Source organism: Cytobacillus kochii, from assembly GCF_020171845.1.
GTDB lineage: Bacteria > Bacillota > Bacilli > Bacillales > Cytobacillaceae > Cytobacillus > Cytobacillus kochii.
Window position 1 is genome coordinate 396,769 of sequence record NZ_JAIVAM010000002.1, and the last position, 14,899, is coordinate 411,667.

11 protein-coding genes are annotated in these 14,899 nt (G+C 33.0%); 7 read left to right on the forward strand and 4 right to left on the reverse strand.

The window, feature by feature from the left end; genetic code table 11:
* Positions 1-349: 349 nt before the first annotated feature.
* The 3 genes from LCM23_RS02885 to LCM23_RS02895 all read right to left on the reverse strand — a co-directional run bounded on the left by LCM23_RS02885 (position 350) and on the right by LCM23_RS02895 (position 2,321).
* Entirely contained in the window at positions 350-517 is a 168-nt protein-coding gene (locus LCM23_RS02885) for a hypothetical protein (protein WP_224935526.1), read from the reverse strand.
* A gap of 180 nt (positions 518-697) precedes the next feature.
* Positions 698-1,324: a hypothetical protein gene (locus LCM23_RS02890; protein WP_224935528.1), complete on the reverse strand. Its 627-nt coding sequence runs from the start codon at positions 1,322-1,324 to the stop codon at positions 698-700.
* Positions 1,325-1,919: 595 nt separating this feature from the next.
* On the reverse strand, positions 1,920-2,321 hold the full coding sequence (locus LCM23_RS02895) for a hypothetical protein (RefSeq protein WP_224935530.1): 402 nt from the start codon (positions 2,319-2,321) through the stop codon (positions 1,920-1,922).
* 618 nt (positions 2,322-2,939) lie between these two features.
* Between LCM23_RS02895 and LCM23_RS02900 the strand changes: the two genes are divergently transcribed.
* On the forward strand, positions 2,940-3,224 hold the full coding sequence (locus LCM23_RS02900) for a helix-turn-helix domain-containing protein (protein ID WP_224935532.1): 285 nt from the start codon (positions 2,940-2,942) through the stop codon (positions 3,222-3,224).
* A 597-nt stretch (positions 3,225-3,821) separates the two neighbouring features.
* Here the strand turns inward: LCM23_RS02900 and LCM23_RS02905 are convergent.
* Positions 3,822-4,553, reverse strand: a complete 732-nt coding sequence (locus LCM23_RS02905; protein WP_224935534.1) for an LEM-3-like GIY-YIG domain-containing protein — start codon at positions 4,551-4,553, stop codon at positions 3,822-3,824.
* 523 nt (positions 4,554-5,076) lie between these two features.
* Here LCM23_RS02905 and LCM23_RS02910 point away from each other — a divergent pair.
* From LCM23_RS02910 to LCM23_RS02935, 6 genes are all read left to right on the forward strand, one after another.
* Entirely contained in the window at positions 5,077-5,493 is a 417-nt protein-coding gene (locus LCM23_RS02910) for a helix-turn-helix domain-containing protein (RefSeq protein WP_224935536.1), read from the forward strand.
* A 14-nt stretch (positions 5,494-5,507) separates the two neighbouring features.
* On the forward strand, positions 5,508-5,771 hold the full coding sequence (locus LCM23_RS02915; RefSeq protein ID WP_224935538.1) for a hypothetical protein: 264 nt from the start codon (positions 5,508-5,510) through the stop codon (positions 5,769-5,771).
* 511 nt (positions 5,772-6,282) lie between these two features.
* Positions 6,283-9,378: a DEAD/DEAH box helicase family protein gene (locus tag LCM23_RS02920; RefSeq protein ID WP_224935540.1), complete on the forward strand. Its 3,096-nt coding sequence runs from the start codon at positions 6,283-6,285 to the stop codon at positions 9,376-9,378.
* A gap of 294 nt (positions 9,379-9,672) precedes the next feature.
* Entirely contained in the window at positions 9,673-11,682 is a 2,010-nt protein-coding gene (locus LCM23_RS02925; protein WP_224935542.1) for a type I restriction-modification system subunit M, read from the forward strand.
* On the forward strand, positions 11,682-13,046 hold the full coding sequence (locus LCM23_RS02930; RefSeq protein ID WP_224935544.1) for a restriction endonuclease subunit S: 1,365 nt from the start codon (positions 11,682-11,684) through the stop codon (positions 13,044-13,046). Before LCM23_RS02925 ends, LCM23_RS02930 begins: the two co-directional genes overlap by 1 nt.
* A gap of 4 nt (positions 13,047-13,050) precedes the next feature.
* Entirely contained in the window at positions 13,051-14,883 is a 1,833-nt protein-coding gene (locus LCM23_RS02935) for a DUF262 domain-containing protein (protein WP_224935546.1), read from the forward strand.
* Positions 14,884-14,899 lie beyond the last annotated feature (16 nt).

The following is a 14,899-nucleotide window of genomic DNA, read 5'->3' on the forward strand; positions in this document are numbered from 1 at the left end:
AAAGGATGTATCACAATTAAGCAATTGATCTATTAACGAATCTCCCAGGACAATAAACATCTCTATAGGATATGGAGAGGTGCCAGTTTTCTGTTGTTTGTTTTTGTCTTTAGTCAAAACAAATAGCTGAAATAAAGAGAAAAATAAAGTTTATAACGGAGAATCAATCCAAAGTTTATGGAAAGTTGCAGTTTATAACGATGAAATTGGCCCGGTTTTGCCATTAGTCAAAACAAGGGGTTATTAATAGAAGAAAGATGTAGTTTATAACGGTTTAAAGATCCAAAGTTTATGATAAGTTATAACGATAAAAGAGTCCTAGCCGGGAGTGTATCAATATGAAACTGTGTTAATCCCTTCTTGTTAATCGCTCTATTATTTCTTGATCTTGTTGATATTCCTTTTCTCTCTTGTTCAATTGGAATCTCTCCAAATTTTTAACAAGTTGCTGATGTAAATCCTTGAATTCTTTAACGATTTTAGCTAGGTTTCTTTTCAAGATTTCTGCAATAGGCATTCCTTTTTCCTCCTTAATTTTAAATTTAGCTACCTGATGTGATAATTATTTGTCTATTATAGATAATTCGTTTTGCTGCCAGACCAAACGCAAAAGGACGAATAAATGCCCCTTAATATGATTAAAAAACATATCAAGGTGTGTTCTAAATGTTTTTTGTTAGACGAGCTCTTGTGACACTCAACTACCAAGAAAATCCTTTAAGTAGTATTTGAGACTATTGAACGAGTCAACACTATCCCACTTCCAGTGACCTCTTCCGTCGATTAAATTATACAATTCAATTGTTCGAATCGGTATTAATTCGTTACCACCTCCACTTCTTTTGTAAAACTCCCACTTTAAAGAGTCTGTCAGGATTACTTTATTATTTATTGTAGCAGATAAATGACGTTTCATCTCTTTACTCAGATGCTCATCATAATTTTTGTAGTTCTTGTTGTACATAATATCCTTTTTTGCAAAAGGTGACTTAACCTCTACAACTGCCCGATAGTCAAGGCTGTATTCCCTGTTAAGCCAATTCCACTTTTTAGTTATTACCAAGTCGGGTGTAGCTGCCTTTTCTATTCCGTTTCTATCTAAGTATGTACCACAGTATTGTAGGTAGTCATGTTTATCGGTTCGTAACTTTGTGTCACAGCTTTCAACATCAAGGTCATTACGTACACCCCTGATGAAGGGCTTAACTAATTCGTTTTGAAAAGTTATTTCACGAGTATCATTATTATTTTTGTACTTTTCAAATATACCCTTGTACTCGTTAAAGGTGATATCCCTGTGTGTTGGAACGGTATAGTCAGTCATTGGTTAACCTCCATAGATGCTGTAATAAATTTCTTTCTTATCAGAAGTAGATAAGTTTAAGTGGATTTTATTTGTCGTTTACTGATGTAGGTAGTTTAATTTGGGTCTTAATAGATTTACAACAATTCATTGTCTGGTTTTTACATTTTTTAATCCATCGGAAGGGTAGTTAAGAATCCCTCTGCTCTTTTTATTATAATTTATTGCTATAAAGATTGTTAGTCTATGAGTTCTAACGGAAGGTAAAATACTTGGTTCGCACTCAAGAGGAGGCTGTATAAAATTTGATAACAGTAATTGAATATAAGGGGGTATTGAGATAGATCCTTGATTAACTTCTTCCAAAGGAATACTACTAGATTAATAAACAGGATGACCGAATCATAACCCTATACAAGTAATAAAAATAAGGTTAGGTTTATCACCAATAACATAAACACTCTCCATGTACTGAAATAGTTATAGAAGAGTGATTAATTAACTATATGGCACGACACAGTATAATTCCCCTTATTTATAGCCCATAGTATTAAGTGCAAAAAAGTGACCCACTCATTTTTTGTTTTTGCCCCGGCTTTTTACATATTAGGATACATTAAGAAGTAATCAATGACTTATTAAGGTTATTCTCCATAAAGTTAATTAAAAATGTAGAGTTCCGTTCAAGCAATTCAAATTCAGATAGAGATAATAGATGATGATGGGAAATTTTGTTTCTCAATGGATAAATCTGACGAAGCTGAGTGTAAAATTTTGGTGGTAAGTTTATAAAGGCTTTGGGATAATTTCGAAAGTATGTTTCGTAGTCGCTAAATAGAAGATTTTCAAATGACTTTGATGGCGGGCGTTTTAAAACGATTCGTGGAGCATAATGAAACCAATGAACGCCGTAGCAATCTTCCATATTATATTTGATGTAGGTTCGCAAGCAATTTTCTACTTCATATAATATTCCGTAAGCTGCTTTCATTAATTGAACTTCTTGTTCAGCAATCAATAAGCTACACCTCTACCGTGTTATTTTAGGTATATTTTACCTACTTATATAATGTACTATTTTCTCTATTATAGCAATTTAATAGCAGATAAATAGTAAGGGATTAACAAAGAAAAAGATTGTTGCAAGATACAGCAAATCAGGATGACCGAATCATAACCCTATACATGTATATAAATAAATTAGTTATTAGTCTTTAAACATAAACCTCCTTGATATAGAATATTTCTATAGGAATTAGTAAGGATACCAGTCTTCGGTTGAGTAAGGATCACCCTAGAACCCTATCCATTTGATTACATCTTATAATTAATACAATAATTTGATAGTTTAAAAGTAGTAAATATATACAATAGATTTCATACAGGGGATTAAAGATGAGAAAAAATATAATCCCTTTTATAAAGGTTCGCACAATGCTGCAGGAACAATAATCGGAATTTAAAAATTGTTATTCTTATTGTTTATTTATAATTGCTTAACCATACCTTATCCAATAAATTCAATTTCCATATCTTATGAAGGTAGTAATAGTTTATTAAACAGTTGCTTAGAATATATTGCTAAACAAAATAAAGGGACTGTAATAATAAACAGTTACTATTAGGAGGAAAATAGATGAGTAATCAGGAAAAGGCCAATATTTTAGAAATGATTGATGAACGATTTGGAGAATTGGTGGAGTTGTTAAAGCAGAAACGTGGGTATACCTTGCAAGAACTGTCCGATAAGACAAATCTTTCGCCAAGTTATATATATAGACTGATGCGTGGTTATCGAGGATGTGAGCTAACCACAAAATTAAACATCTTGCTGAACGGTTTTGGTATGCAAGAAGAGGCAGAACAGTATTTAAAAACAGTGATTGAAAATAAAGAGACATTGAGAAAGATACTTGATTAATGTCTTCTAAAGGGCAGACTACTAGATTAGCTAGTAGTCTTTTTATATGTCAAGCTAAATTAAGAAATGCCAAGGTAATGACTCGATACAGAGATATTAGCCTACTATTTCTAATGTCTTGTATCTAAAACGTTTGTTTTGATGAATGCCGAAAATGAAACTCAGTTTGGTGAATTAAGAATCGAGCAATGTGGTAGAGAGATCAAATAGTATTTTGCCTTCAGAAAAACTAAGTCAAAAAGAAAAACAATTTAAAGCGAAGAATCAATCCAAAGTTTACGAAAAGTTGCAGTTTATAACGTTAAAGTTGTCGCAAGTTTAAATGGATGTAAGGCTGAAAAGGTGGTTTTATATTTAGCATGACCGAATCATAACCCTATACAAATAAGTGAAACAGATAAGTCATAGGTAATCCTAAACAAATTTTTCCTTGTAATGAAAGATACAGTATAAGTAATTTGAAGGTCATCCATGTATGTAATGCAGATGAATATTTTTATTAGCAGTATTGTTAATTGTTATGATTAAGTAGCTGCTATCTGTGAATATACCCTTTAAAGAGAACTTACAACAGAAGTGAATTAATTTTTTTCACTTCTATTTTATATTGACATACTTTATTGGATTCTGAGCACTTCTTGTTAGATAATGTTCGACTGATTTTCTAATATACTTACATCTAACTTCCTCTTCTGCTATTTGCCCAACAAATTCCCAACGGCTTTCCTCATCAAAAGAACCTCTTGTATTAAAAGTGCTACCTGCTGGGAACCAAGCAAGTATTTTATAAACTTCATGAACAATTCCATCAAACACAGCAAAAACGTAGGAGGCTTTTTCTCTATCATCACCAATTCTCCACATTCCACGAGTAGCATCGTATAATTCTACATCGGTCATATTATATCGGAAAGTAGTGTTTAGACGTATTAATATAACTGGTTCGTCAATTTCGACTGGTTCTCTATCATAGTGAGAAATTATTTGATTCACTTCAACTCTTCCAAATACTCCGCTTTGCCAACCTCGAACTCTATTGGTAAGGTTATCTTTGCCAATTAAATCAATAATGGCTGCTTCTACTTTAAGGGCAGTATGTTCATCTTCTAATCCATGGGTTAGTATTTCGATTTTTGGCTCTTGTCCTCTTTCTAATATCCGTCGTATGGTTCTACTTTTCTCGTTATCTTCTAAGGAAACTAAATGAGAAAATACTCTATTCCCTATACCCTTACCAACATAGAATATTTCATTGGTTTCAGGATCTGAGTAGATATAGACATAATATTTTAATTGATTAATAACTTCTTTTGAAAATTGCTTTTTCAATGGATTCACCTCTATATATTATAAAAACTCAACTACACGAAAGAATGTCTTCCTTGTAATGATATGAGATTTAGTTGAATGGGGTTGCATTTGTGGGACTATATTTCGTTTTCTCTCAAAATTATTTATCCAGTTATGTACCACACTCTTTAAACATAATAATATAAATGTTTTTTAACTAGGTGCTATAATCGTATTATAAGATGGAACAAAAGGAATGAGAAGAGAATGAAGCATGCAGAAACTTGATGTGGGAATGATTTTTAGCAAAAAACAATGTTAAGATTATAGTGGAGATTCTAAATAGTCAAAAACTCTTTGGCACCAAATATTTTCTTGATTATCGCCCGGTTCTGATTTATTATGTAACTTAATAAGTAGCGAAGTAGGTAATGTTATGAAAAGTAATCATTTAATACAATGTAAATACATATATAAAATGGCTCACATTCTTAATAAGTAGAATGTGGGCTTTTTTTATAATGACTATATTCAATGGAGAGAATGGGGTGTAGTGATAACTATGGATTATAAAAGAGATAATGCTGAATTTGGTTCATTTATTCGAAAGTTAAGATTAGCTAGAGGGTGGACTCTTTTGGATTGTGCAAATAGGGTGGGAATTTCAACAAATTATGTTTCACAATTGGAAAGAGGAGTAAGAGATCCCACAGAAAGTTTAATTGTTAAGTTTGCGACAGAATATAAAATTGATGAAGGCATTTTGTTTCGAAAAGCAAGTATGATCTCGCCGGATGTTAGAAATGTGATACTTCGAAATGATAGTTTACAGAAGGCTCTTTCCTATATACATAAAAACAATCTTTCTCAGAAGAAGGAAAGAGAAATAATGGATAGGCTTTTTCAAGATATAGCTGAATTCTTAAATATAAACGTAGATGACATTTTAAATGAAGATTATCTAATAATAGATGATTAAAAAGGATGATAACCATGAGTGAAAAATTAAATATTATCAAGATGCAATCACCAGAGATTTGGCAGTGGGCCGGAACTACTATTAACTCACTAACTTGCAGTGAATCGCTTATTGAAGAATTTATAGACAGTAAGAAAAGGAAAATTGAAAAAGCGGGGATGGATCTATTGGATATACATGTCTTTAAGTGGGATGATTCTGGTTATGAGATGGCAACTATTGAGTTCTTGATAAGACCCAAGCAAAATAAGTCTTCTAAATCAGCTTATTTAATTTGATTAACAGAACCCATTACAAAGAAAACTATTTTATTAATGAAGACTATCAGAATGCTACTGAAGTAAAAGACCTCTATAGTTGTTGCGATTATTATTGTTTTTACATTAGCTATTGCTACTACAACAATTATTTTGAAATCCAAAAAAAGAGAACAGAAAATAGTTATAGAATTAAAAATACGGTGTGAAAGGTAAAAAAAACCAATAAGATTCAATGAGTAAATTGGAATACTTAGTTTAAATTAGATAATTTTCTCTAACATGTATCCGTTTAGTAGAGTGATTCGTAATTCATAGATTAGGATAGATATGCAACCCGAGTAAAACTTTTTTATTTTAGATAACTCCATAATAGGGCAGAATTTTTGATTTATTTATATAGTATTAAACTCATTTTTCCTGCCCTCAGCTGACTTAAATAAGTATCAATAAAGGTAGAACACACTTAACGATATATCTGTCTTACACTACATCTACTATAAAGCATCTAAATATAGAAAGGATGCTTATAGTGAGAAACACCGTGCAAAACAATATTCAAACCAAAGAAAGAAAGATGCTGATCCAACCATACAAACGAGGATTTAAAACTAAGGACGAAGCAATGCACCATGTAAGGAATATCACAATAGACTTAGATAATGCGAATGTATGGAACAATTCTAAATTGAACTCTGTGGTGGAAAGTCAGTTTCTTCAAATACTTAAAAATGGACAACCACATGTAACAGGATCATGGATTGCTTCCAAAAGAAACCCGAGAGAAATCCAAGATTACCGGACAAATATTTTCTGCTTTGATATAGATCATTTTGAAAATTTTCCGGACATTGTAATACGGAAAATCATCGATCGGTTGTATGAATACTTTCATTACGTTCAAGAAAGTTTCTCAAGCGGAAAAAAGTTGCAGCAAAAAAGGTTTCACTGCTATTTAGTAGTTACAACATTACAGGTGGATTATGAGGTGATTGCTCTAATTTATAAGCAAGTAAGAGATCAATTAAGTGCCAAAATTGGGGTTTCTTTTGATGAAAGCATCTATCCTGTAAAGACGATATTTGCATCTGGAAAAGAAGTGAAAGTGAATAAGAATTTGAGAAAATTTGACCTAAAACCGTTCTTGGAAAACTTTAGCACTGAGAAGATGAAATTAAGCAATAAAAGTAAGGAATTATCAAATGGTGAGGTTGTAGATCACATTATAACAAAAGAATATAACAAAGAATATGTGACATCAGCAATAAACTTTGATGTACTCCTTAATGCGTTAAAGAAACTACCATTAATCTCGGATCATGGTGAGTGGATTAGAATCTTGATGGCTTTCAATAATATGGAAAAAGAAGGTCTTATCACAGGTGAGCAAAAGATAGTGTTAGCGGAAGCAATTGACGATGGAAATAAAAGTTATGATACCGAAATGAAGAAGATAGAGAGGTATGATGAAGTTACCATTGGAACATTAATTTATAAATTGCAGCAATATGGCATCTCAACAAGTAAAATCTTCACTGTGTCTGAGAATTTTCAATTGAGAGCTGATTTATCCATGGATATTCAAGGGAAGATAGCAGAAAATCCTGAAGTTTTCCGTAAGATTGAAGAAATTCTATACAGTGAACAATACAGAGGCAAACGTATTTTACTGACCAGTGATACAGGAACAGGAAAAAGTTATGCTATTTTAAAAATCCTCGAAAACATGACGAAAAGAACAGAAAATCCCCAAGTGTCCTCTTGCTCAACTGAAGGCTTTTCCACACTAATCATCCCACGTCGGAATCTCGTGAATAATTTAAGGAATCAGTTTGAACGAATAACACGTTCAAAAACTGTAACAGGTAGCGATAGCTATACGAATGGCAAACGAGAAGAAATAATTAGAAACTCAAGGAATATTTTAACCACCCTTGATCATTTCCCTTATGTCTTAAAATTAAAATTAGAACAAGAACACTGTGATGAGACAACAGTTCGACTAGAAAAACAAATAATGCAAAATGAGCCTCCAAAAATAATGGTGTTTGATGAATGCCATATGTTATCTCTTGATGCTAACTTTAAGCCAGATGCCGTCAGAGAATTCTGTATTGCTGAAACTTCTTTGCTAGAAGCACAAGGAATTTCCCTCCATGCAACAGCTACACCAGAAAATCTCCGTTCAGAGGACTATGATTTCATCATAAAGATTAACCAAATAGATCGAGAGAATCCATTTGTAAACACAGGATATTTGTTTTTGGATGGATCATCTAGGCAAGTAGAATTAAAAATGTTAGAAATTATCAAAATGGCAGCAAGGAAAGATCCTAACAGACGGCTTTTGGTATTTGTTGAAAGAAAGGAAATCATTAATGACTTCAGTAGAAAGCTAAACAAAGAGGGAATCAGGACAATGGAAGTGGTATCGAATAAAGAAGAATTGAAGTCGCAAGAAGAAAAATTGATTGTAAGTGGCGGGCTGATTCCAAATAATGTGCAGATCATTTTAGCTACAACTTCTCTTTCTGCAGGAGTCTCCATTTTAAACAACAATGTAAGTGATGAAGTATGGGTACTTTGCTCTCATAGATCATTGAACCATGAAATGACAAGGATTGTTCAAATGTCTCATCGTTTTCGAAAATCTTATCATGCTTTGAAATTATTTATTCAAAAGGCAAAACCTCAAGTGAAGAAGAAGGTATTTCCGTATCATAGCATTTTGAATGAAGAGGTCAAAAAAGCAGAGAATTTTAAACAGGCAATTGAGATGTTGCGTGAAAACCAGATAGAGGGTAGAACAACACTGGATAAGTTAGAGATGGAAAATAGTCTATATGCTGATGAAGAGGGGACTTTGCATGTGTGTACGCCACTAATTCAAAGCGAGATTGTTTTTCCAAAAACATACCATAATTACAAGAATCCAGATGTGTTGGTACGAGAATTAGAGAATAAGTTTAAGTGTAAGTTTCTTGAAATGAATGGGAAAGTAGAGATAGACGAAAAGGAAGAAGTAGTCAAGAGGAGGAAGGTTGCATCTCAAGATATGTTACGAAGAATAGTTGAAGAGCAGGCTTTCTACAATCAACTGAAAAACGATTATTTCATTTACGGAAGAAGCCAATTCACATCTAAAATGAAGAGATATATGAAGCTATCTACTGTGAAAGACTTACAGTACTTCTTCGAAAATTCTATCGAATATGGATTCGCAAAGCTCGTCTTGCAGGCACATTTGAATGCTAAAAAGGCTGAAACTCTATCATATACTAGAGACAAAGAGGCTCTGGCTTGGTTGAAGGATATAAAGAGAGGTAATGGAAACACCTTATCGGGAAGAATGTATAAGGTGATTTCGAAACACTTGAAACTATCAATGGAAACAAAGAACTTGGTTGAGTTCAGTAGGAAAAAGGAAATTGATTCTTTTCTTCAAGCTGTTGCAAGAGAAGAGCTAATGGATGAGGGTTTTAGTGTCATACCTAACAAGGTTGGGTCTTTCAAAAACCTATTAAACATAAAGGAGAGTAAATCAGGGAATATAAGAGCATATACAATTGAGGGATTCATTGATGAAAGGTACATTAAGGGCAAATATGGTATAGAAAAGATTCAATGATGAATCTAATTGTGTTGTGGAGGACGTTGTAAATAGACAACTTCCTCTTTTTCTTTTCATATAGGCTAATATACATAGCCAACCATAGTAAAATTCTTGCTTACATTAGGGCAGGATTTTTGAATTGTTTATATAGAATAAAGCTCCAATAATCTGTCCATTACATCAACTCTTAATAAATGGTTTGAATTTACTAATGTAGTAGTCTAGCTTATGTCTTATAATTAATACAATAATTTGATAGTATAAAAGTAGTAAATATATACAATAGATTTCATGTAGGGGAGTACACAAATGATAAATTTTCAAGACAAAGTTTCTTTTATTTGGTCCATAGCAGAGCTGCTTAGAGGCCCATATAAACCTGAAGATTACGGGAAAGTTGTTTTACCGATGGCTGTATTAAGACGTTTAGACAGTGTGTTGGATAAGACAAAAGAAGAAGTACTAGACAAGTATAAGCAATTTAAAGATATGCCAGAAGAGTCGAGAGATGAAATACTTAACAGAGTGGCAAAACAAAGATTTAGTAATGTGAGTAAATATGACTTCTCTAAGTTACTAAGTGATGCAGATAACATAGCTGATAACTTACGAGATTATATAAACGGGTTTTCAAAGACAGCAAGAGACATCATCGAGTATTTTGACTTTGACAAGCAAATAGATAAGATGGAGCGTAACGATTTGCTATATCTTGTTGTAAAACGTTTTAGTGAGATAGACTTACATCCAAGTGTCGTATCTAATGTAGAAATGGGATACATATTTGAAGAATTAATTCGTCGTTTTAGTGAGCATGCAGAGGCCGGGGACCACTTTACACCGAGAGAAGTCGTGCGTTTGATGGTAAATCTATTATTTTTAGATGATGAAGATATTTTAACGAAGCAAGGGATAACACAAACATTATATGATTCATGTGCAGGTACAGGTGGTATGGGATCCGTTGCTCAAGAATATTTAAAAGAACTAAACTCAACAGCAGAATTAGAATTTTTTGCTCAAGAATTTAACGAGGAATCATATGCGATTAGTAAGGCAGATGTTTTGATAAAGGGTGAGGAAGCCAAGAATATTCGGTTTGGGAATACTTTATCAAATGATGCCTTTTCTGAAATGACTTTTGACTATCTAATAACTAATCCGCCTTATGGAGTGGAATGGAAGCCAGCTGAGAAAGCGGTGAAGGCTGAATATGAGGAAAAGGGTTATAACGGAAGGTTTGGAGCAGGATTACCACGTATTAGTGATGGACAACTCCTTTTCCTACAACATCTTGTATCCAAAATGAAACCCGTAACAGAAGATAATTCAAAGGGATCCCGTCTTGCCATTATCATGAATGGGTCTCCTTTATTTACTGGAGATGCGGGAAGTGGAGAGTCTGACATACGTAGATATTTAATCGAGAACGATCTGGTTGAAGGAATTGTTGCTATGCCAACGGACCTTTTCTACAATACTGGGATTTCAACTTATGTATGGATACTAACTAATAACCAGAGTCCATTTCGTAAAGGGAAAATTCAACTTGTAAATGCCGTAGAGTTCTATCAAAAGATGAGAAAGAGTTTAGGTAGCAAACGAAAGGAACTATCGGAGGAGCACATTGCTGAAATAATTAGATTGTATGGAGATTTTAAAGAAGGTAAACAGGTAAAGATTTTTGATAATGAAGACTTTGGTTATCAAAAGATTACAGTAGAAAGACCGTTGCGATTAAACTTCAAGATTAACGAAGAAAGAGTAGAAGAATTAAATAATCAGACTGCTTTCGCAAACTTAGCAAAGTCTAAGAAAAAAGGCGAGGCTGGTTTAGAGGCTATAGGGTTAGGTAAACAACAGCAAAGAGCTATAGTGGATGCTTTGCTAGCAATGAAATCTGATGAGACATATAAAAATAGAGAAGAGTTCACGAAGAAGCTGAAGAAGAAGTTTAAAGAAAACGATATCAAGGTTGGTGCCCCTTTATTTAAAGCTATTCTAGCTGCGTTGTCTGAGAAAGACGATACAGCTGATATTTGCGTAGATAGTAAAGGAAACCCTGAACCAGATGCGGACTTACGTGATACGGAGATTGTACCATTGAAAGAATCTATTCATGATTATTTTGAAAGAGATGTAAAACCACATGTTCCAGATGCTTGGATTGATGAATCTAAGACAAAAGTAGGTTACGAAATTCCTTTTACACGTCACTTTTATGAATATACGGAATTGAGAAGTTCGGAAGAAATAAAAGAAGAGATAAAAGAGTTAGAAGAGAGTATTTTGGAGAAGTTGAAGAAGGTGATGGGATAATGGAAGAAGTTATGAAATACCCATCTTATAAAGATAGTGGCTTAAAGTGGATTGGTGAAATACCTGAACATTGGAAAAAGACTAAAGTTGGTAACTTATATGAAATAACACTAGGGAAAATGCTTCAGCCAAAACCAAGAACTAGCAATGATTTACTGGTACCATATCTCAAGGCTATGAATATACAGGATGGATATATTGATACAAGCAATGTAGATGAAATGTACTCAAATAATACCGAAATTGAGCAAATGTCGATAGACAAAGGTGATCTACTAGTCTGTGAAGGAGGAGAAGTGGCAAGGTCAGCGATTGCAAATTCGAATTATGAAGGTTATATATTTCAAAATTCTCTACACAGAGTAAGAAGCACAAATAAAGGCATGAACTTGTACCTCCATTATCTTTTAAATGCGGTAAGAGGAAGCGGATATATAAATATCCTTGTTAATAAAGCAACTATAGCACATTTTACAAAGGATAAATTTTCTTCGTTAAAAATTTGTGTTCCACCATTAGTAGAACAGAAGGCTATTTCTAAGTACCTTGAAATCAAAACGGCAGAAATTGACTTACTCATATCCGACAAAGAAAAACTCATTGAATTACTTGCGGAAAAACGTCAAGTAATTATCAACGAAGAGGTGACAAAGGGACTGAATCCTGATGTGAAAATGAAGGATTCAGGTGTGGAATGGATTGGGGAGATACCTGAGCACTGGAATATAGTTAAACTGAAATATTGCCTAAAGGATGGAAGTCTTGGGGTGAAAATAGGGCCTTTTGGAAGTAGTCTAAAACTTGATACTATGGTAAACGAAGGTTATAAGGTATATGGACAGGAAAACCTTATTAAAAGAGATTTTGATATAGGCAAAAGATATATAACAAAAGAAAAGTTTGAAGAACTCAGTGCATATGAAATTAATACTGGGGATGTACTTATTTCGATGATGGGTACGATAGGTAAATGTATGGTGGTTCCAAGTAATATAAAAAAAGGAGTTATGGATTCCCATTTAATAAGGTTATCATTTAAAGAGGATGTTGTCTTTCCAGAATTTATAAGTTTATTAATCGGTAGCTCTAATTATGTAGAGGAACAATTTAAGATTAGCAGCAAAGGTTCTATAATGTCAGGACTAAATTCTACTATTATTAAGTCATTAAATATAATATTACCGCCTATCACGGAACAACAAAAGATCCTAGCATTCTTAAATAAAAAGTTAAATGAGTTAGATAACCTTAAATCCTCTGTAGTAATTCAAATTGAGAAACTAAAAGAATACCGCCAATCCCTCATCTATGAAGCGGTCACAGGGAAAATAGATGTGAGGAACCATAAAGGTAAAGAGGTGTAATTGCATGAACAAGATTACAGGTAATGCAACGAATGTAAGAACTCTCTTTAATAACCGATATACAGTTCAATACTATCAACGAGAATATGGTTGGGAGAAAAAGCAAATAGAGGAGTTAATAGAAGATTTAACGAATGAATTCTTTGAATTTTATCAAGATGGTCAAAAACAAAGAGATGTAGAACAATACGGTGATTATTTCTTGGGTCCTATTATTCTCACAAACGATAATGCGATTATTGATGGCCAACAACGATTATCATCAACAACTCTCTTTCTTATATACCTAAACAATTTGCAACATCAATTAGGTACACAGAAGGTAAACATTGATAATCTAATTTATTCTGAAAAATATGGAGAGAAGACCTTTTGTATTAATGTGGAAGAGAGGGAAAAATGTTTAGAGGGCTTATATGATAATGGGTACTATGATTTAACAAATGAAATGTCGGAAAGTGTTATTAATCTATTTAATCGTTATCAGGATATAGAGGCTTTGTTTCCCGATGATTTAAAAGGCGATGCACTTCCAGTATTTATTGAATGGTTAATAGAGAAAGTTGTATTCATTGAGATAAAGACAGATTCAGAACAGGATGCTCATAAAATATTCGTTAGCATGAACGACCGTGGACTTAGATTGACTCCGACTGAAATGTTAAAGGGATATTTATTATCTGAAATAAATCACAATAGTGTCAGAAATGAAGCTAATGATCTATGGAAAGATAAAATCCTTAAATTAAAAGATATTGAAAAAGATGGAGACGCTGATTTTATAAAAAATTGGTTAAGGTCCCAGTACGCTGAAACAATTAGAGAAGGTAAAAAGGATGCTGAAAATAAGGATTTTGAGATTATAGGGACTACTTTCCATAAGTGGGTAAGGGAAAATAAGTCTGTGATTGGCCTTAGTAATAGCCAAGATTTTGAAAAAATTATTATGAACGAATTTCAGACGTTCTCAGATATTTATATACGGTTGAAGAAATATTCAAGAGAATTTCACAATGATTATGACTGCGTGTTCTATAACGCAGATAGAGGTTTCACTCTACAATATCAATTAATCCTAGCATCTATTTCTCCAAGTGACAGTACACAGATAATAGATAAGAAAATAAAAATGGTATCTTGTTTTATAGATCAATATATTGCTCAGCGTGTTTTTAATTTCAAAACAGTTGATTATTCTTCTATTCGATACACAATTTTTAATTTGACAAAAGCAATTCGAAGGAAGACGGAAGAGGAGCTTGCTCAAATACTTATAGATTATATTGGAAATATGGAACAAACTTTAGATGGAATTGATGATTTCTATTTGAATCAGTTTACCAGAAGGTATATGTTACACATTTTATCCAGAATGACTTATTATATTGAACAGCAGAGTGGGATAAATAGTAGATTCAGTGATTATGTAAATCGTCAACAAAAGAACCCTTATGACATAGAGCATATTTGGGCGGATGATTATACACAAGGGAAGCATCAGTTTGAGTTCAGTACAGAAGATGAATTTAGGGACTATAGGAATAGCTTTAGTGGTTTATTAATTTTATCTAAGGATAAGAACAGAAGTTTTCAAGCAATGAGTTATGATAAAAAAGTCGTGAAGTACGACAGTGAGAACCTATTGGCGAGGACCCTAAACCAAAATTCCTATACTAATAATCCACTATTTTTACGGTTTATGCAGGAGAGTAATTTAGAATTTAAGCCTTATGATGAATTTAATAAGGGTCAACTATTAGAAAGACAGCAATTATATAAAGAGATTTGTAAAAGAATTTGGGATGTTACCCGTATAGAGCAGATTGTAAATATGTAAAAGAAAAGGGGTGAGA